Raw genomic sequence first — 17,916 nt, forward strand, 5'->3', positions numbered from 1 at the left:
CGCCCGCGCGTGGCTGACGACGTTTCGGTGCGCCGGCGCGTGCTGCACGGCACCGGCCGCTGGTTGCATCGCTGGCAGAACTGGATCGCCGGCGTGCTGCTCGTGTTCGGCGCGCTGGCCGCGTGCCGGCTGTGGCCGCATCTGCCGCTACGCGACTGGAAGCCGTCGTCGGTCGCGGTAACCGACGCACAGGGCCGCTTGCTGCGGCTCACGCTTGCGAAGGACGACCGCTACCGGCTGTGGGTGCCGCTCGACCGGATGTCGCCGCAGCTCGTCGAAGCCGTGATGCTGCACGAGGACCGCTGGTTCTGGTGGCATCCCGGCTTCAACCCGTACGGGCTCGCACGCGGCGCGTGGATCACGTACGTGCGCGGCGGCAATCCGCAGGGCGGCTCGACGCTGACGATGCAGCTTGCGCGCTCGCTGTGGCGGCTGAACACGCGCACGCCGGCCGGCAAGCTCGAGCAGGTGGCGCGCGCGGTGCAGCTCGAACTCTTCTATTCGAAGCGGCAGATCCTCGAAGCGTATCTGAACGATGCGCCGTACGGCCGCAACGTCGAAGGCGCGGGCACCGCGAGCGTCGTCTATTTCGACCGGATGCCCGACGCGCTGACGCTGCCCGAGGCGCTTGCGCTCGCGGTGATTCCGCAGGACCCGGCGCGACGCGTGCGGGGCGGGCAGGATGAAATCAACCGCGCGCTGGCCGCGTCGCGCAACCGGTTGTATGCGCGCTGGCTGACGAAGCATCCGGGCGATGCGTCGTTCAAGCCGCTGTTTGCGTTGCCGCTTGCAATGCGGTCATTGTCCGCACTGCCGTTCGATGCGCCGCATGCGGTCGACCAGGCGCTCGCCGCGCGCAACGCATGGCGTACGAACTCGAGTGCCGCGGCAAACGAAAGCGACGCCGACGCGCGACTCGTGACGACGCTCGATCTCGACCTTCAACGCGCACTCGAACGGCAGATCGCACGCTATGTCGCGCGCAACGACACGCGCGGCGTGCGCAACGCGGCGGCGATCCTCGTCGATACGCGCGACATGAGTGTGAAGGCGCTCGTCGGTTCCGCGAATTTCTTCGACCGCACGATCGACGGGCAGGTGAACGGCACGCTTGCGCGGCGTTCACCCGGCTCGACGCTCAAGCCGTTCATCTATGCGCTCGGTTTCGACCAGGGCGTGCTGCACCCGCAGACCGTGCTGCGCGATGTGCCGACCGCGTTCGGCCCGTATGCGCCGGAGAATTTCGACGGCCATTTCCTCGGGCCGATCACCGCGACCGATGCGCTGAACCGCAGCCGCAACGTGCCGGCCGTGTGGGTCGCATCGCAGCTCAAGTCGCCCGATCTGTACCGGTTCCTGCAGGAAGCCGGCGTGCGGCGGCTCGCGAGCGCGCAGCACTACGGGCTCGCGCTGGTGCTCGGCGGAGGCGAAGTGACGATGCAGGATCTCGCGGCGCTCTACGCGATGCTCGCGAATCGCGGCGAGTTCCGGCCGCTGCGGCTGCGCGCGGACGAACCGGCGTTGCCTGGCAAGCGCCTGCTGAGCGCCGAGGCGAGCTACATGACGATGGACATGCTGCGCCAGCACTTGCGCCCCGACGAGACGAGCGGCGCGCAGCCGTCGAGCGTGCCGGTCTACTGGAAGACCGGTACGTCATGGTCGTTCCGCGATGCGTGGACGGCCGGCGTGTTCGGCCCGTATGTGCTGGTCGTGTGGGTCGGCAACTTCGACAACTCGACCAACACGGCGTTCGTTGGCGTCGATGCGGCCGCGCCGCTGTTCTTCCAGGTCGTCGATGCACTGAATGCCGAGCGCACGCTCGTCGAGCCGCCGCGCGCGGTGCCGCCGAAGCTGAAGCGCGTGCGGATCTGCCTCGCGAGCGGCGACTTGCCGAACGAGTGGTGCCCGCAGCAGGGCTGGACGTGGTTCATTCCGGGCACGTCGCCGATTCGCGTGAGTACCGTGCACCGGCCGGTCGTGATCGACGATGCGACGGGAAAGGCCGCGTGCCCGCCGTACGACGGCAAGCGCACGCATGCGGAGATCTTCGAGTTCTGGCCGTCGGATCTGCAGCAGGTGTTCGTGCAGGCCGGCATTCCGCGCCGGCGGCCGCCGCAGAACGCGGACTGTCGTGACGCGGGGCAGGTCGAGGGCGATCCGCCGCGCATCACGTCGCCGCTGCGCGGGAGTACGTATGCGATGCGTGTGAAGAGTACGGAGGAGACGCGCATTGCGTTCAACGCCACGGCCGATGCGAGCGCGCACGCGCTGTACTGGTTCGTCAACGATGCGTTCGTCGGGCGCAGTGCGCCGGGCGATGCGCTGTTCTGGCAGCCGCGGACGGCCGGCAGTTATACGGTGCGGGTGGTCGACGATCACGGGCGCAGCGATCAGCGGCCGCTGGCGGTGGGGTTGGAGCAGTAGGCGTTGTATCTGTATCCGTATCGCGTGTTCGCGATCAACGTGCCGCGATCTGCGCGTGTTCGCGGCGAAGACTCGCGTGAGTGAGCATCAGCAAGTTGATGACGACGATGGCGATCGTTGCGGCGACCATCCCGTTCACGCCGATGTGGGTCACCAATACGCCCGCTACATACGGAAACCCGAACAGGCCCGTGAAGTAGGCGATCGTGAAGACCTGCGAGCTCGCCGATGCGGACAAGCCCTTTTCACTGGCGAGATTGACCGCCATGCCGTTCAAGGTGGAGTAGCTGAGTCCGTAGCCGATCGCGAAGATGAACGAGCCGATCACGTACAGGATTTCACTGCCCGGATTGGACACGAAGAGAACCAGCGCCACGAGCGTCATGGCGAACAGCGTGAAGGCGAGCTTTCGGACCGGCAATCGGCTGATCGTCCGCGCCAGCGTGAATCGGCAGAAGACGGTCGTCAACGTGAAGGTCACGAAGAAGAGATCGGGCGACAGGTGGCGCGACTCCGCATAGATCGCCTGAAAATTCGACAACGCGGAAAAGACGCAAGCGGCGAGTCCGATCATGATGATCGGCAGCCGGGTGACGTTGCGCAGGATTTCAGCCACGCGCGCGGCCGTCAGGCCGGTTGCATCTGCGGGCGGGTGCGGTATGCGTTCCGTCTGTTTTCGGACAATCGAAAATACGACGGCTGCAACCACGCAGAGACACGCGAGACCTGCATAGACGATGGCATACGACCCGAAGCGGCTAGCGATGAAATGGCCCATCGGTGACGCGAGACCCAGCCCGACCATTTGACCGCCCGAGAGCAAGGTCAGGTACTTGATCCGTGCTGAGGGGCTGACGTGATGAATGATCTGAAGCGGTGCGAGTATGTAGAAGGTCGACCATCCCATTCCCAGAAGCAGGCCGCCGATGAATGCAATCCTCAGATCGTGCGCTGCCAGGCTGAATGCGAGCATGGAAAGGGCCATGACGGCAGCGGCGGCCACGATGGTCGACATCAACCCGATTCGTTGCGCTACCCAACCTGCAACAAGGGAGCTGACGATCATGCTCAGGATGCCGGTCGAGATCACGGCGCCTGCCATCGACGAATCCAGACCGCTCTGACGCAAATGCTCGGAAAGGAGAAAGCTGGCGCCGTAGGCGGCGGAAAGTGCGATGCTCGCGACGAGGAATGGAACGAACGTGGCAGCGGCGAGCGAAGACGGAAGCTGGTCAGCGGATGTGTTCATGAAATTGGCGTCCCGTTTTTATCGCCGCCGTGATGCCTCGAGCGGGCCGGATTTCTTTGATCGTCTTGTACCCACCTATGGCGTGCGGAAGGCCCTCCGGATTTTCTGATCCCGAGCCTGACGGGCATTGTGTTTTAGGTAGAAGCACGATGAAATGTACAGTGAAGCCGATTTTCTTCTGCACAGTACATGTCGTTGCTCATGAGCCTGGGCTCAGGAACTTGAAGTCGACCAAGATTGCGTTGGATGGTTTCGAGACGCGATCCCCTACCTGCCTGAGTCATTCCGATGGTGCTACCGCTCATATTTCTACCCGCGATGCCGTGCGACGCCCGAATGTATGCCGATCAGGTCGACGCGCTGAAGGATCTTGTTTCACCGACCGTGAAGATACTGGCGCAACCGACATTCGCCGAGAGTGCCGAGCAACTCCTTGCATCGACAAGCAGTGCGTTCATTCTTGCGGGCACGGCATACGGCGGATGTCTCGCGATGGAAGTGCTCGCGAGAGCGCCCGACCGCGTTCGTGGGCTCTGGCTGATGAATTGTCAGCCGGGCGTTCATCCGGATCCGGACGCCGGTCGTGCCACCAGCCGGCGCATTCGTACGGGAGAGCACGAGCGAGTCATTGCGGAGTTCGCCGGCCAGGCGATTCCGGCGCACGACGGCACGTCACGGGCTGCATTCATGCAGATGGCCCGCGATGCCGGGGCGGATCAGTTTGCACGTCAATCTGATGCCACGCTGACGCGCTCGGATCATTGGTCGACGCTTGCGGCGAGCAAAGTGCCTACGTTGCTCGTCTGGGGGGCCGCTGACCGTTTTGTTCCCGTCGACGTTGGCCGGTGTATCGCCGGCGTGATGCCACATGCGCGATTCGAAGCGATAGAAGGGTGTGGTCATTTCCCGACGCTGGAGCGGCCGTCGCGATGCACGGCGATTGCGCGTGAGTGGTTGTTGGAATCGGTGCTTCACATCTTGTCGATCAGAGACCAGACGAAACCCGCGAGTGATGGCTAACCTGCATCAACAGAAAGGCCGCGTAACCGCAGTGTCTTGCACACCGTGTCTAACACCGCGTCGTTATCCCGCGCTCCGACGAAATAGCGCTCGTTGCCGAGCGCGTCCATGCCGGACTGAAGGGCGAAAATCGGAGTGACCTGATTTTTGACGGATCCTTCCAGATAGTAGCTGTACCCGTTGTCGCGGTCCGCGGATGAATAGACGCATTGGTAACCGCCAAGCCATTTGCCGAATGACCGGCTAACGCGGTAAAGCGCGGGGTAGAGTTTTCCGAGCGCGCTGGTAAGAAAATGAACTTCGCCGACCGTCCATAGTGCGCCTCGAGCCGTTCGAGGGGGGACGATCGTAACGATTGGCGACTTCGCCGCGTCGACTTCGCCATCCTCCCCATATTGCAGCCCTCCAAGGTGCGCAAAATACAGAACGATGTGTTGTGCTGCCGCGATTTCTCGCGGTGGTTCCGGCAGTTCACGGAACCATGTCAGAACAGCATCGCTGTCGCTTGGGGCGGAGATAAATCGATACGATGTGCCCATTTGGTGGGTAGGGTATGCGGGTTGACAGTCGATAGTATCTTGCGCGAGGCGTTGATCGGCGAAACTGAACCCATGCTCTTTCGGGTGTGCGGGCTGGCCGCTTCGCGGCGTCAAGCGACATCCACCGCAATCTCCGATGTGCCTTCTCTTCACTCCGGTGCCAGCCTGCACAAGCAACGCACCACCCCCATCACCCATCATCCGCCTTCGCCTGCAGCCCTTTCAGCCCCTGTATCACGACCAGCAGCGCGCGCCCATGTTCATCCGACCCGTCCCACGCGTCGACGATCGCGTCGCGCAGCAGGTCGTTGTACTGGCGGCGCGACGGCCCGGTATCGACACCATAGAAACTGCATAGCTTATTGAATGGCGCGCTGCGGCGCAGCCGAAGCCCGTTCGACAGCCTCAGGCGCGATACGGTCGGCTGGCTGACCCCGGAGAGTCGCGCGATTTCGCTGGACGAGCGTGTATCTGCCATCAAGCGGCGCAACAGGTCTTGAACGGGAAAATCTTGGTCCGGGGCTTCCATGCGATGCATTATACCTATACAGTTACGGCTGTTGAATGGGCTTGCTGTCACCAGCGAGGCTGTATCCCCGAGAAAGTTGATGACACTGAAACACCTCCCACCCACGTTCTGCTGGACCAAGATCGGTACCGAGTCCGGCGAGGATCTGCCGACCGTCGTGCTCCGCAAGGAATGGGAGCGCCGGCTCGGGGGCGGGCGTTTTCTGTGGGGCATCAACCAGCCGCTCGGCAGCAGCGCGCAAGTCGCCGCGCATCGCACGGGCTCGCTGCTCGCGCTGTTTTCGCCGGTCGCATCGCGCCCGCGCGCAGGCGAGCGCAAAGACATGCTGCTGTGGAACGCATGGGTCGACGCAAGCGGGCAGGTGCGGCCGTTGCCGCCGCACACGTTCATCGCCAGCCGCTCGACCTTGCCGTCGGGCCGGCGCCGCGAACAGCACTACGCGCTCGTGTGCGCGTCGTCCACCGCGCTGACGGTCGGCACGCAATTGCGCGTGTTTCCCGATCACCTGCGCAGCGTGAGCACCGGCCAGCCGCTTGGCGCCGCACAGGGGGCGGCCGTGGTCGATTGCGTCGGGCGTGCGAAGGAGCAGACGGGCAAGAGCTATCCGCTCGCACTGTCGGTCGAACTCGAAGCACCGTATTTCGTGCGGCTCGCACAGCCGTGCGTGCTGAAGGCGCGCGATCTCGCGGAAGTGAACAAGGCCACGCGCGCGGGTGATTTCGATCGCTTCGTCGAGCTCGTCGCGCGTTTGCGCGGCCGTTCGCCGACGGATGCCGTGCGCGGCGTCACGCGTGATCTGTTCGATGTGCCGCCGATCGAAACGGCAGCCGCGTATGTTGCGCCCACGCACGCGGCGCGATTGCGCAACCGGCCGGCGGCCGAGCATCCGCGCGATCTCACCGGCGACCTGTTCGACCTGTCGCCGGGTGAAGCGGCCGCGTTCGCGGGCCTTGCGCATCCCCGTATCGGGCGCGCGTGACGAAACGCGCGACGCAGATCGCGCAAGAATTTGTTGCAATCTCGCCATAGCGGAGCGGCGAGCGCAGAGAGACAATCGGCACGAAGCGCGCTGCGCGGCGGCCGATGCGTCGACACTCGATGGGTTGTGGTTCACGCCGCCGACATGCGCACCACGCACACTGAGCGTCGGCGTGCTTCACACTGCAACCCTGAGGGAGAAGTGTCGATGTCGACCCACATCTGTTCGCGGGAAGCCCGGGCCGCGCAGCGCTTCGTCGAAGCCACGCGCAACGTCGATCAGGCGTTTCGCGCCGTGCGCGGCGAAAGCGACGACGACGTTTCGTCGGCCGAATACGCACGCGCGATGTCGCGCCTCGATCGCGCGCTCGACGAGCTGGCGCGTGCGCAGGAATTTTTCGATCGCGTCGTCAGCGCCGACACAGCGCACGACAACTGATCGCGCTGCATCTACGTGAAAGCGCGTCGTGCGACGCGCTTTCATCTTCATGCCGGGCATCGCGCCCGGCATGTCATTCACATATCCCGTTCCGACTTCAAACTTTGCGGCCTTCGACCGGATAGCCGGGATCGGTATAGCCGTGCGTCGAGGCATGCCCGGGCGGCACGAGCGCATCGACGAACCGTTCGTCGTCCGGGCCGAGTTCGAGTGTCAGTGCATCGATGTAGCTGTCCCAATGCGCTTCGGTGCGCGGCCCCGCGATCGTCGAGCTGACGATGCGGTTCTTCATGACCCACGCGAGCGCGAACGCAACCGACGTCGTGCCGCGCGCGGCGGCATGCGCGGCCACCTGCTGCGCGATGTGCAACGATTCGGGTCGCCATTCCGTTTGCTTGATGCGACGGTCGCCGCGGCCGGCGCGTGAATCGGCGGGCGGCTGCGCATCGACTGCGTATTTGGCGGTCAATACACCGCGCGCGAGCGGGCTGTACGGCACGACGCCGATCCCGTAATGCGCGGCGGCCGGCAGTTGTTCGACCTCGGCCGTGCGATCGACGAGGTTGTACAGCGGTTCGCTCGCGACCGGGCGATCGATGCCGAGCTGGTCCGCGAGCCGCACGATTTCGGCGATGCGCCAGCCCTTGAAGTTCGACAGCCCGAAGTAGCGCACCTTGCCTTGCCGGATCAGGTCGGCGATCGCGCGCATGCCTTCGTCGAGCGGCGCGTCGGTCAGCGCGCGATGGAAATAGAGGATGTCGATGTAGTCGGTACCGAGCCGCTTCAGGCTCGCGTCGACCGATTCGACGATCCATTTGCGCGACTGGCCCTGCCGGTTCGGCCCTGCGTCCGGCCCGGCCGGATAGCCGAACTTCGTCGCGACGACCCAGCTGTCGCGACGCGATGCAATCGCGCGGCCCACGACTTCTTCCGAGCGGCCGGCGTGATAGACGTCGGCCGTGTCGATGAAGTTGATGCCCTGGTCGAACGCCTTGTCGATGATGCGCGCCGATGTCGCTTCGTCGGTCTCGCCGCCGAACATCATTGCACCGAGGCACAGCGGCGACACCTTGAGCGCGCTGCGCCCGAGATAGCGGTAATCCATGAAGGCTCCATGCGGGCGCGTGCCCGCCGGTTGAAAGAGGGGATGCTGCGCTTACACGCCGGCTTCGTCGAACGCGCGCTGCGCGATCGTCAGCGCCGAGCTTGCGGTCGGCCAGCCCGAGTAGAACGCGAGGTGCGTGATCGCTTCGACCAGCTCGTCGCGCGTGAGGCCATTGTCGAGCGCTTTCTTCAGGTGGAACGGCAGCTCGTTGACGCGATACAGCGACACGAGGCTCGCGACCGTGACGAGGCTGCGATCGCGCGGCGACAGGCCGGGGCGCTGCCACACGTCGCCGAACAGCACGTTGTCGGTGTAGTCGGCGAGGGCGGGGGCAATGGCGCCGAACGCTTTGCGTCCGGCGGAAGTCGGTTCGGACATCGAGGGCTCCGGGGAAGGTGGGGAACACCGTCGATGGTAGCCACCGATGCGTCTATCGATAATCCCCGCCAATCCGCATGCACTTATCGACTAGATTCATGAATCGCGGCGCAGAGGCAAAGCAAGGCGGGCTCATGCGCGATAGCGCAGCGCCTCGACGACCACCGCGAGCGCGCGCGACGATTGCCGCCGGCTCGCGTAGTACAGGTGATGGCCGGGGAACGTTGGGCACCAGTCGGCGAGCACGCTGTCGAGGCGGCCGGCGGCGACATGCGGCGCCGCGAGTTCGGCGGGCACGTAGGCGAGCCCGTAGCCCGCGAGCGCCGCATCGAGGGTTTCGTAGGTGCCGTTGAACGTGACCTGCCCGTCGACGCGCACCTGCAGCATGTCGTCCCCGCGCGCGAGCTCCCACGCGTACAGCGCGCCGTGCGTCGGCAGGCGCAGGTTGATGCAGTCGTGCGCGACGAGATCCTGCGGCGACACGGGGCGCGCGCGTTCCGCGAAATACGCGGGCGCGCCGACGATCGCCATCTTCATGTCGGCCGAGATGCGTACGGCGATCATGTCCTTCGCCACCTGGTCGCCGAGCCGCACGCCGACGTCGAAGCGCTCCGCGACGATGTCGGACAGCCCGTAGTCGTTCACGAACTCGACTTTCAGGTCGCGATAGTCGCGCAGGACCGGCGCGAGCTTCGGCCACAGCAGCGTGCGGATCACGAAGTCGGTCGCGTTGATGCGCACGGTGCCCGCGGGTTGGTCGCGCAGTTCCGCGAGCGCGGTCAGTTCGGCTTCGATTTCGTCGAAGCGCGGCGCGAGGTTGCGCAGCAGACGCTCGCCCGCTTCGGTCGGCGCGACGCTGCGTGTCGTGCGCGTGAGCAGCCGCACGCCGAGGCGTGTTTCGAGCGAGCGGATCGTATGGCTGAGCGCGGATTGCGAGACGCCGAGCTGCGCGGCCGCACGCGTGAAACTGCGCTCGCGCGCGACGGCGATGAAGGCGAGAAGATCCGCAAAGTTGTCGCGCGGCATGGAGGGTGTCGGGTGGTCGATGCCCGCGCATCGTACCACCGGGTTCGCCGGGCCGCGTCGTGACGCTGCGTCGTGACGCGGCGATGCGGTGCGCGTCAGCCCGCGCGGGTCATGCCCGGCGCATGGGGCGCGGGATGGTACGCATAGCCGCGCTGCTGGAACGACGTCGCGAAGAACCGCATCTGGTAGCGGATCGCATTCGCCCAGTAATCCCACGTGTGACCGCCGGGCCGTTCCGCATAGTCGTGCGGCACGCCGAGCGCGACGAGCCGTTCGTGCAGTGTGCGGTTCGAGCCGACGAACGCGTCGTCGCGGCCGCAATCGATCGTCATGTCGAGATGCGCGCGCACGAACGCGCTGGCGCTGGCGACGATCACGTTGCGGTCCCAGAACGACGGATGGCGGCCGGGGTCGCCGAATACGTGGTCGATGCCCGGCTCGTCCGCGCAGCAGCGCGGATCGACCGCGCCGCTGATGCTGCCGACCGCGCCGAACGTGTCGGGCCGGTCGAGCGCGATGCGCAGCGCGCCGAAGCCGCCCATGCTGAGCCCGGTGATCGCGCGGGCGCGTTGCGTGGCGATCGTGCGGAAGTGCAAGTCGATGTACGACACGACTTCGTCGCCGATGAAGGTTTCGTAGCGGCTGCCCGAATCGAACGGGCTGTCGATGTACCAGCTCTCGTGCCCGCCGTCGGGCATCACGAGGATCACGTGGTAGCGGTCGGCCAGCGCGGCGATGCGCGTGTTGGACGTCCAGTCGGTGTGATCGCCGCCCGAGCCGTGCAACAGATAGACGACCGGATAGCGGTCGCCGTCGCGGGTGCCGCGCGCATAGGCGTCGGGCAGCACGACGGTGGCCTTGAGCGTCTCGTTCATCGCGGCGCTGGGAATCACGACGACCCGCGCGTGAAAGGCGAGAGCAGGGCCTGAAATGGCGACCAGCAGAAGCAGCCAGAAGGCGCGTGCCAGGTACATCGATCCTCGCATGTGTCGACCCCATCCGGCGCCGGGCGCCGGGAAAACCCTGTTCGGACGACTCTAGCAACCGCGCCTTTCAACCATATTTCGGCGAATCCTACGGGTTGTCAGGCGGGCGGCGCGGACACGATGCGCTCGAGCGCCGCGCGAAACGCATCGGGTTGCTCGGCCGGGATCAGGTGCCCGCAGCGCTCGATCGTGTCGAGGCCGGCGCAGCGCGCGAGCGCCCAGTCGGGCACGTGCCAGCCCGCGCGCGAGCGTTCGCCGGCCATCAGCCAGACCGGATGACGCGCGAACACTTGCGCGAGTGCCTGCAGATAGCCCGGTTCGCCGGTCGTCGCGACCACCGAGCGGCCCATCGCGCGCAACGTCGATGCGGGCTGATGCGCGAGCCAGCGGCGGGCGTCGTCGACGAGGCCCGGCGACGGCGCGTCGATCGCGCCACGCAGCCAGCCTTGCGGATCGGCACGCAGGCCGTCCAGCATCGCGTCGGCTTCGGCAGGCGTCATGCGGCCGACCGACGCCGACCAGAACGCATCGTCGAGCGTGAAGTTGCCCTCGACGTTGACGATCCGCCGCACGCGTTCCGGGTGCGCATGCGCGAACAGCATCGCGATCGCCCCGCCGACCGAGTGGCCGACGACATCGACCGGCTGCGCGCCGAAGTGCGTATCAACGGTATGCCGAAGGTGCTCGACCTGCGCGGCAAGCGTGATCGTGTCGGACGGTACCGAGCGATGCGTGCCGTAGCCGAGCAGGTCGGGCGCGAGATGCGGGCCGCTCCACCCGCGCACGTCGAGCGTGCCGATGAAACCGTGGATGAAGACGATGGGCGTGGGCTGGGTCATGGGGCGGGCGCGGCAGGAAGGGGCGGCAATTCGAGTTCGGCGAGCAGTTCGTCGAGTTCGAGCACGTGGGTACGGTCGTGGTCGAGCAGTTCGCGCACGAGTTCGTCGAGCGACATGCGGCGGAGGCCGTCGCGCAGCCCGCAGCGTGCGCGTTGCGCGGAATCGAGCGCGGCCGCGGTTGCACACAGCGCGGCGCGGCCCGTGCGGAATGCCGTGACCGCAGCGTCGAGCGGTTGCGCGAGATAGTCGCGTTGCGCGGCGAGCGCGGTGCCGTCGACGGAGGCAATCACGGGCAGGTCGAGCGTGCGTACGGCGTCGATGCGCTCGGCGAACACCGCGTCGAGATCGCGCAGGTGGCACGCATGCTCGACGACCGAGAAGCCCGTGCCGTCGGGGCGGCGTGTCCCCAGTGCGGGCGGCACGTGCGCCGCATACGCGGCGAGCCGATCGGGCAGGCGCGCCAGCGCGGCGACGACGTCGGCGAACGGCAGCCGTTGCGGATATGCGCTGAACACCGCGCCATAGCTGAACAGCGTGCCGCCGAGCCGCCCACGCGCCTGCACGACGTCGTGGCCGTGACGGCGCATGACTTCCGCGACCATCGCGCCGCAGAACTGGCGGGCTGTCGTGTCGGTTTCGATTTCGGGGAATTTGTGCGCGATCTCGTGCTGGATCGCACCGATCGCGGCGACGCCCACGCGCGACAGCGCCGCGAATTCGACGTAACGCTCGGGTTGTTCGATCAGCGCTTCAAGCTGGGCGCCGAGCGGCGTGGTGCGGAAACGGTCGAAGCGGGAATGCATGACGGGAGGATTTCGGCGAGTAACGTATCAAAACGATACGTTACTCGGTCGGGCCCAGTCAAGATGGCGATTCGAGCTTGCGGGGGCGGCGCCAATCGGCGAGTCTTCGATGGCGTGCGGGCCGCCGCCGGCACCGCCCGCCTTACCGCTTCCCGGCGTCGGCCTGCGCGCTCAGCCGCGCTTTCTGCTCCTGCAACGCATCCGTGAACGCCGGGCTGAAGTCTTCCGCCTCGAACAGCGGGCGGATCTCGATGTCGGAGTCGCCGGGCATCGGGTTCGGGCAGCGCTTCACCCATTCGACTGCCTCTTCCATCGATTTCACCTGCCACAGCCAGAAGCCGGCGACGAGTTCCTTCGTTTCGGCGAACGGGCCGTCGCTGACGGTGCGGTTCTTGCCGGCAAAATGCACACGCTTGCCGCGCATGCTCGGGTGCAGCCCGTCGGCGGCGAGCAGGATGCCGGCTTGCGCCAGTTCTTCGTTGAACCGGCCCATCGCGGCGATCATTTCCGGGTCGGGCATCCGGCCGGATTCGGAATCGGTGGTGGCCTTGACGATGACGAGGACGCGCATGGTGGACTCTCCTTGAACAAGAATGAGGGGGCGCCGCCGGTCGTTCCGACGGCAAAAACGAGCGGTTACGACAACACGACGCGCGAGAGCGACGCGAATCGACATCGCAGGGAAAAAATCTCAGGGGTGAACGGCGTGTGCGGCGTTGCGCCGGCAATCCGTCATGTCGTGCCGACGCCCGCATCGAGTGCGCTGCGGATCCGGGCCGCGAGTTCGTCGCGCCGGTATGGCTTGCCGAGCAGCATCACGCCGGGGTCCAGCCGTCCCGCATGGAAGATCTCGTCTCGCGTGTAGCCGGACGTGAACAGCACGGGCAACGGCGGCTTGCGCAGCGCGGCACGGCGTCCGAGTTCGCCGCCCTTCACGCGGCCGGGCATGATCACGTCGGTAAACAGCAGGTCGATTGGCGTCTCGCTGTCGAGCACGCGCAATGCGGCTTCGCCGCTGGACGCCGTGATGACCTTGTAGCCGAGTTGCGCGAGCATGTCGACCACGGTCAGGCGGACGTCCGCATCGTCCTCGACGACGAGGATGGTCTCGTGGCCGCGCACCGCGTCGTGCTGCGGCATGCGGGCCTGCTCCTCGGCCGCGCCGTGGCAGCGCGGAAACGTGAGGCGCACGGTGGTGCCCTGGCCTAGCGTGCTGTCGATCGACACATGGCCGCCGCTCTGCTTGACGAAGCCGAACACCATGCTGAGCCCGAGCCCCGTGCCTTCGCCATCCGGCTTGGTCGTGAAGAACGGTTCGAACGCGCGCTCGAGTACGTCGGCCGTCATGCCGGTGCCCGTGTCGGCGAGCTCGAGCGTCACGTATTCGCCGGGTGGCGTCGGCGCGCGGCCGGCGCCCGACGCATCGCCTGACTGCACGTTGTAGGCGGCGATCGTCAGCGTGCCGTCGCCGCGCATCGCGTCACGCGCATTGAGCGCAAGGTTCAGGAGTGCGTTTTCGAGCTGGTGCCGGTCGGCGAGCACGTTGCCGACATCGGGCGACAGTGCGGGGACGATCCGGACCGTTTCGCCGAGCGCGCGGTGCAGCATCTCGCTCATGTCCACGATCAGTTGCCGCGGATTCAGCGTCGTCGGCGCGAGCGGCTGGCGGCGCGCGAAGGCGAGCAGGTGCGACGCCAGTTTCGCACCGCGCCGCACGGCGTTGTTCGCGTTCTCGATCCGGGGTTGCGCGCCCGCATGGGCGCCGAGTTCGACGGAGAGGATCTGCAGGTTGCCGCTGATCACCTGCAGCACGTTGTTGAAGTCGTGCGCGATGCCGCCGGTCAGGTTGCCGATCGCTTCCATCTTCTGTGCATGACGCAACTGTTCCTCGATCGCCGCGCGCTCCGCGATCGCGTCGGTCACGCGCTGCTCGAGCGTCTCGGTCAGGTCGCGCAGCCGGGCATTGGACGCCTGCAGCGCCGCTTCCGCGCGATCGCGGTGGCGCGTGGCGAGCACGCGTTCGGTGGTCTCGACGACGACGGCGAGCACGCCGCCCGGTGCACCGTCGTCGTCGGGGATCGGGCTGTAGTGCAGATCCATCCAGACGTCTTCGGGGCGGCCGCTGCGCAGCAGCACGAGGGCCTTGTCGCGATAGGACAGCGTGCCGCCGGCGAGGCAGGTGTCCATCACGTTGCGGTTGAAATCGGCGACTTCGGGCCAGCCGAGTTCGACCGGTTTGCCGAGCAGATACGGATGGCGCCCGCCAGCGAACCCGGCATATGCGTCGTTGTAGATCATGTAGCCGGGGCGGCCCCACAGCATCACCAGCGGCAGCGGCGACGCGAGCACCGTGCGCACGGCCGTGACGAGGCTGGCCGGCCACCCGTCGAGCGGGCCCAGCCCGGTGGCGGCCCAGTCGAATGCGGCGATGCGCCGGGCCATGTCGCCCTGCCAACCGGTACAAGCGTGATGCTGCGCGAACAACTCGACATGCATGGGAGCGCTCCGATGAGGACATGCGGTCTCGGGCGGGGGGACAAGTCGCGAAAGCGTGCTCCATTCTAGGGCAGATCGATTCGTGCGGCGACGCTGCGACGTTCCGGAGCCCGTCGTCAAAACTGGTATGCTGATCCTCACCACGTTCACGCGGAGGGCGCCATGGCTGCTAAGGAAGTCTCGAAGAAGAAGTACCTGAAAATCCTGAACAAACGCCTGCGCGCCGAGCCGGCGGCTCCGGCCGGTGCGTCGTTTGTCTTTTTCCCGCTGGGTGCGAAGGCGAAGCACGCGACGGGTGTCGTGTCCGGCGACACGCGCAGCAAGCGCGAACTGGCGGTGATGGCCGCGGTGCAGCGCAAGGCGGCCGAAGAGTTCGTCGTCGCCGGCGCCTGACCGGAACCTGCGGCACCCCCACTGGATTGCCGCCTCCGCGACTTACGCGGCGGCGGCCTCGCAATGCGCGATCGCGCCGGCGAGCACGCGCGGGATGTCGTGCGTGATGGCCGGGCCGTGCGTGCAGACCGGATGCGCGTATGCGACGAGCGCCGGATTGGCCACGAGGAAGTCGGGCAGTGCGCCCGTCTCGTCGACCTCGAAATGCGGAACGATCACGCTGCTCACCCTCGACGGCGTGATGCCGACGGCCGCGAGGCTCGCGGCCGATTGCGGAAAGTTGGAAAGCGTGCCCGTTTCGCTGCAGACGACGTTGCCGTTCGTCGACCGGACGAAGAACTGGCTGAAGGCTGACCGGGCGCTCAGGACACCTAGTCCGCCGCCGCGGCATAGCGGCCACCGCCACCCGCTTCATCACCCGCCGCGAGCTGTTCCAGCGCGAGGCCCTTCGTCTCGATCCCGAGCGTCCACACGGCCAGCGCGGCCGCGATGAACGACAGCGCGCCGAGCGTGAATACGCCGCCCTGGCCGAACACCGGCAGCACGACGCCGACCACGTAAGGCCCGATCAACGAGCCGACGCGCCCGATCGCCGACGCGAAGCCCGAGCCCGTCGCGCGCGCGCCGGTGCCGTACAGCTCCGGCGTGTACGTGTACAGCGCGGCCCACATCCCGAACAGGAAGAACTGCATCGCGAGGCCGGTGCCGATCAGCAGCGCCATGCTGCCGCCGTACAGCGCGCTCTGGCCGTACGCGTACGCCATCACGCCGCCGCCGATCAGCGACGCGATGCAGGTCGGCTTGCGCCCCCAGCGTTCGACGAGCCACGCGGCGCACAGGAAGCCCGGCACGCCGCCGAGCGAGATCAGCACCGTGTAGAACACCGATTTCGTGACCTCGAAGCCGGCCTGCTGCAGCAGCGCGCCGAGCCACGACGTGAGGCCGTAGAAACCGAGCAGCGCGAAGAACCACAGCAGCCACACCATCACCGTGCGGCGGCGGTACACGCCGCTCCAGATTTCGCGCAGCGCGCCGCGCCCGCGGGCGGCGACCGGCTCGGCGAGCCGCGACGGCGGCGGCAGCGTCGTGACGCCGGCCGAGCGCATCACCTTCGCCTCGATCGTGTGCATCACCGTGTCGGCTTCCGTGTGCCGGCCCGCATGCTCGAGCCAGCGTGGCGATTCCGGCACGATGCGACGCACGACGAGCACGAACACCGCGGGAATCGCGAGCAGCGCGAACACGGTGCGCCAGCCGAACTGCGGCAGCACGAAGTACGCGACGATGCCGGCCGTGATGAAGCCGAGCGGCCAGAAACCGTCCATCAGCGCGATCAGGCGGCCGCGCTTCTCGGTCGGCACGAATTCGGACAGCAAGGTCTGCGCGACCGGGAATTCCATGCCCATCCCGATCCCGAGCAGCACGCGGTAGACGATCAGCGCGTCGACGCTCTGCGCGGTCGAGCACAGATACGAGGCCGCGCCCCACAGCACCATGCTCCACTGGAACACGGGCCGGCGGCCGAAGCGGTCGGCGAGCAGGCCGGCGACGGCCGCGCCGAGCACCATCCCGAAGAAGCTCGCGCTCGCGACGAGGCCGGCGGCCGCGGTCGACAGCCCGAACTCCTTGCGGATCGAGCCGAGCACGAACGTCATCGTGCCGAGGTCGACCGAATCGAAGAAGAACGCGATCGCGATGATGAAGAAGATCCGCTTGTGATAGCCGGAGAACGGCAGGCGTTCGAGCCGGGCGGCGGCGGAGGCGGGAGCGGTGGCGGCGGGCATGGCGTCCTCTGAAATGAAAAGGGGCCGCGAAGCGCGTGCTTCGCGGCCCCGATGCTTCTTCTTCAGTAGACGCGACCACAAAATGCCGCATCAGAGGAAAAGCGCCGCCTGCTTGCTCAAATGCGTCATCGACGGCCGCGCGGGGTGCGGCCGTCGCGCATCAATTAATTCTTCAGCTTGTAGCCGGTGCGGAACATCCACGCGACGATCGCCAGCAGGATCACGAGGAACAGCGACGTCGCGCCGAGGCTGACACCTACATGCACGTCGGCGATCCCGTAGAACGACCAGCGGAAGCCGCTGACCAGGTAGACGATCGGGTTGAACAGCGTGACGACGCGCCACGCGGGCGGCAGCATGTCGACCGAGTAGAAGCTGCCGCCGAGGAACGTGAGCGGCGTGATGATCAAGAGCGGCACGAGCTGCAGCTTCTCGAAGCTGTCGGCCCAGATGCCGATCACGAAGCCGAACAGGCTGAACGTGACTGCCGTCAGCACGAGGAACAGCACCATCCAGAACGGATGCAGGATGTGCAGCGGCACGAACAGGCCGGCCGTGGCGAGGATGATCACGCCGAGCAGGATCGACTTCGACGCGGCCGCGCCCACATACGCGATCACGATCTCCCAGTACGACACGGGCGCGGAGAGGATTTCGTAGATCGTGCCCGTGAAGCGCGGGAAGTAGATGCCGAACGACGCGTTCGAGATGCTCTGCGACAGCAGCGACAGCATCACGAGCCCCGGCACGATGAACGAGCCGTAGCCGATGCCGTTCACGTCGCTGATGCGCGAGCCGATTGCGGAGCCGAACACCACGAAATACAGCGATGTGGAGATCACCGGCGCGATGATGCTCTGCATCAGCGTGCGGCGCGTGCGGGCCATTTCTGCGCGGTAGATCGCGCGGATGCCATGCAGGTTCATAC

19 protein-coding genes are annotated in these 17,916 nt (G+C 66.5%); 5 read left to right on the forward strand and 14 right to left on the reverse strand.

What is annotated here, in order from left to right; translation table 11 throughout:
- Positions 1–9 precede the first annotated feature (9 nt).
- On the forward strand, positions 10–2,424 hold the full coding sequence (pbpC, locus tag LGM56_RS00870) for a penicillin-binding protein 1C (RefSeq protein WP_226202211.1): 2,415 nt from the start codon (positions 10–12) through the stop codon (positions 2,422–2,424).
- A gap of 34 nt (positions 2,425–2,458) precedes the next feature.
- Here the strand turns inward: pbpC and LGM56_RS00875 are convergent, their stop codons facing one another.
- The gene (locus LGM56_RS00875; protein ID WP_226202213.1) at positions 2,459–3,673 is read right to left on the reverse strand and encodes an MFS transporter; all 1,215 of its coding nucleotides are present in this window, start codon (positions 3,671–3,673) and stop codon (positions 2,459–2,461) included.
- 336 nt (positions 3,674–4,009) lie between these two features.
- On the opposite strand from LGM56_RS00875, the gene LGM56_RS00880 reads away from it, so the two are divergent.
- The gene (locus LGM56_RS00880; RefSeq protein ID WP_226202215.1) at positions 4,010–4,693 is read left to right on the forward strand and encodes an alpha/beta fold hydrolase; all 684 of its coding nucleotides are present in this window, start codon (positions 4,010–4,012) and stop codon (positions 4,691–4,693) included.
- Here the strand turns inward: LGM56_RS00880 and LGM56_RS00885 are convergent.
- Complete coding sequence (locus LGM56_RS00885) at positions 4,690–5,346, reverse strand: hypothetical protein (protein WP_226202217.1); 657 nt, start codon at positions 5,344–5,346, stop codon at positions 4,690–4,692. The two genes, LGM56_RS00880 and LGM56_RS00885, sit on opposite strands and share 4 nt — an antisense overlap.
- A gap of 76 nt (positions 5,347–5,422) precedes the next feature.
- Positions 5,423–5,761, reverse strand: coding sequence for a helix-turn-helix domain-containing protein (locus LGM56_RS00890; RefSeq protein WP_226202219.1), 339 nt, complete (start codon positions 5,759–5,761; stop codon positions 5,423–5,425).
- A gap of 79 nt (positions 5,762–5,840) precedes the next feature.
- On the opposite strand from LGM56_RS00890, the gene LGM56_RS00895 reads away from it, so the two are divergent.
- Both LGM56_RS00895 and LGM56_RS00900 read left to right on the forward strand, forming a co-directional pair.
- A complete protein-coding gene (locus tag LGM56_RS00895) occupies positions 5,841–6,740 on the forward strand; it encodes a hypothetical protein (RefSeq protein WP_089426803.1) in 900 nt (299 codons plus the stop codon).
- A gap of 207 nt (positions 6,741–6,947) precedes the next feature.
- Positions 6,948–7,178, forward strand: a complete 231-nt coding sequence (locus tag LGM56_RS00900) for a hypothetical protein (protein WP_089441800.1) — start codon at positions 6,948–6,950, stop codon at positions 7,176–7,178.
- Positions 7,179–7,275: 97 nt separating this feature from the next.
- Here LGM56_RS00900 and LGM56_RS00905 read toward each other — a convergent pair whose 3' ends face one another.
- The 8 genes from LGM56_RS00905 to LGM56_RS00940 all read right to left on the reverse strand — a co-directional run bounded on the left by LGM56_RS00905 (position 7,276) and on the right by LGM56_RS00940 (position 14,811).
- Complete coding sequence (locus LGM56_RS00905) at positions 7,276–8,283, reverse strand: aldo/keto reductase (RefSeq protein WP_226202221.1); 1,008 nt, start codon at positions 8,281–8,283, stop codon at positions 7,276–7,278.
- A 51-nt stretch (positions 8,284–8,334) separates the two neighbouring features.
- Positions 8,335–8,661, reverse strand: a complete 327-nt coding sequence (locus tag LGM56_RS00910) for a carboxymuconolactone decarboxylase family protein (protein ID WP_089496310.1) — start codon at positions 8,659–8,661, stop codon at positions 8,335–8,337.
- Between the two features lie 132 nt (positions 8,662–8,793).
- Entirely contained in the window at positions 8,794–9,687 is an 894-nt protein-coding gene (locus LGM56_RS00915) for a LysR family transcriptional regulator (protein WP_226202224.1), read from the reverse strand.
- Between the two features lie 95 nt (positions 9,688–9,782).
- Positions 9,783–10,661 (reverse strand): alpha/beta hydrolase, encoded by an 879-nt coding sequence (locus LGM56_RS00920; RefSeq protein WP_226202226.1) that lies wholly within the window; start codon positions 10,659–10,661, stop codon positions 9,783–9,785.
- Between the two features lie 110 nt (positions 10,662–10,771).
- The gene (locus LGM56_RS00925) at positions 10,772–11,512 is read right to left on the reverse strand and encodes an alpha/beta fold hydrolase (RefSeq protein ID WP_226202228.1); all 741 of its coding nucleotides are present in this window, start codon (positions 11,510–11,512) and stop codon (positions 10,772–10,774) included.
- Positions 11,509–12,315, reverse strand: coding sequence for a DinB family protein (locus LGM56_RS00930; protein WP_226202230.1), 807 nt, complete (start codon positions 12,313–12,315; stop codon positions 11,509–11,511). Before LGM56_RS00930 ends, LGM56_RS00925 begins: the two co-directional genes overlap by 4 nt.
- 142 nt (positions 12,316–12,457) lie before the next feature.
- The gene (locus LGM56_RS00935) at positions 12,458–12,886 is read right to left on the reverse strand and encodes a YciI family protein (RefSeq protein WP_089496315.1); all 429 of its coding nucleotides are present in this window, start codon (positions 12,884–12,886) and stop codon (positions 12,458–12,460) included.
- A gap of 161 nt (positions 12,887–13,047) precedes the next feature.
- The gene (locus tag LGM56_RS00940) at positions 13,048–14,811 is read right to left on the reverse strand and encodes an ATP-binding protein (protein WP_226202232.1); all 1,764 of its coding nucleotides are present in this window, start codon (positions 14,809–14,811) and stop codon (positions 13,048–13,050) included.
- A gap of 162 nt (positions 14,812–14,973) precedes the next feature.
- On the opposite strand from LGM56_RS00940, the gene LGM56_RS00945 reads away from it, so the two are divergent.
- Positions 14,974–15,204: a hypothetical protein gene (locus tag LGM56_RS00945; RefSeq protein ID WP_034186060.1), complete on the forward strand. Its 231-nt coding sequence runs from the start codon at positions 14,974–14,976 to the stop codon at positions 15,202–15,204.
- A 42-nt stretch (positions 15,205–15,246) separates the two neighbouring features.
- Here LGM56_RS00945 and LGM56_RS00950 read toward each other — a convergent pair whose 3' ends face one another.
- From LGM56_RS00950 to LGM56_RS00960, 3 genes are all read right to left on the reverse strand, one after another.
- Positions 15,247–15,423 carry a hypothetical protein gene (locus tag LGM56_RS00950; protein WP_226202234.1) on the reverse strand — a complete coding sequence of 59 codons (177 nt, stop codon included), beginning with the start codon at positions 15,421–15,423 and terminating at the stop codon, positions 15,247–15,249.
- Between the two features lie 152 nt (positions 15,424–15,575).
- Complete coding sequence (locus LGM56_RS00955; protein WP_226202236.1) at positions 15,576–16,988, reverse strand: MFS transporter; 1,413 nt, start codon at positions 16,986–16,988, stop codon at positions 15,576–15,578.
- A 164-nt stretch (positions 16,989–17,152) separates the two neighbouring features.
- Positions 17,153–17,914: an ABC transporter permease gene (locus LGM56_RS00960; RefSeq protein WP_083266168.1), complete on the reverse strand. Its 762-nt coding sequence runs from the start codon at positions 17,912–17,914 to the stop codon at positions 17,153–17,155.
- Positions 17,915–17,916: the final 2 nt, after the last annotated feature.

Source organism: Burkholderia sp. AU38729, assembly GCF_020419725.1.
Taxonomy (GTDB): domain Bacteria; phylum Pseudomonadota; class Gammaproteobacteria; order Burkholderiales; family Burkholderiaceae; genus Burkholderia.

Coding starts and splice junctions, on each gene's coding strand:
- LGM56_RS00955 (WP_226202236.1), bottom strand. CDS start 16,988: ATGCCCGCCGCCACCGCTCCCGCCTCCGCCGCCGCCCGGCTCGAACGC.
- LGM56_RS00930 (WP_226202230.1), bottom strand. CDS start 12,315: ATGCATTCCCGCTTCGACCGTTTCCGCACCACGCCGCTCGGCGCCCAG.
- LGM56_RS00895 (WP_089426803.1), top strand. CDS start 5,841: ATGACACTGAAACACCTCCCACCCACGTTCTGCTGGACCAAGATCGGT.
- LGM56_RS00945 (WP_034186060.1), top strand. CDS start 14,974: ATGGCTGCTAAGGAAGTCTCGAAGAAGAAGTACCTGAAAATCCTGAAC.
- LGM56_RS00925 (WP_226202228.1), bottom strand. CDS start 11,512: ATGACCCAGCCCACGCCCATCGTCTTCATCCACGGTTTCATCGGCACG.
- LGM56_RS00875 (WP_226202213.1), bottom strand. CDS start 3,673: ATGAACACATCCGCTGACCAGCTTCCGTCTTCGCTCGCCGCTGCCACG.
- LGM56_RS00915 (WP_226202224.1), bottom strand. CDS start 9,687: ATGCCGCGCGACAACTTTGCGGATCTTCTCGCCTTCATCGCCGTCGCG.
- LGM56_RS00935 (WP_089496315.1), bottom strand. CDS start 12,886: ATGCGCGTCCTCGTCATCGTCAAGGCCACCACCGATTCCGAATCCGGC.
- LGM56_RS00900 (WP_089441800.1), top strand. CDS start 6,948: ATGTCGACCCACATCTGTTCGCGGGAAGCCCGGGCCGCGCAGCGCTTC.
- LGM56_RS00905 (WP_226202221.1), bottom strand. CDS start 8,283: ATGGATTACCGCTATCTCGGGCGCAGCGCGCTCAAGGTGTCGCCGCTG.
- LGM56_RS00880 (WP_226202215.1), top strand. CDS start 4,010: ATGTATGCCGATCAGGTCGACGCGCTGAAGGATCTTGTTTCACCGACC.
- LGM56_RS00910 (WP_089496310.1), bottom strand. CDS start 8,661: ATGTCCGAACCGACTTCCGCCGGACGCAAAGCGTTCGGCGCCATTGCC.
- LGM56_RS00890 (WP_226202219.1), bottom strand. CDS start 5,761: ATGGAAGCCCCGGACCAAGATTTTCCCGTTCAAGACCTGTTGCGCCGC.
- LGM56_RS00960 (WP_083266168.1), bottom strand. CDS start 17,914: ATGAACCTGCATGGCATCCGCGCGATCTACCGCGCAGAAATGGCCCGC.
- LGM56_RS00920 (WP_226202226.1), bottom strand. CDS start 10,661: ATGTACCTGGCACGCGCCTTCTGGCTGCTTCTGCTGGTCGCCATTTCA.
- LGM56_RS00940 (WP_226202232.1), bottom strand. CDS start 14,811: ATGCATGTCGAGTTGTTCGCGCAGCATCACGCTTGTACCGGTTGGCAG.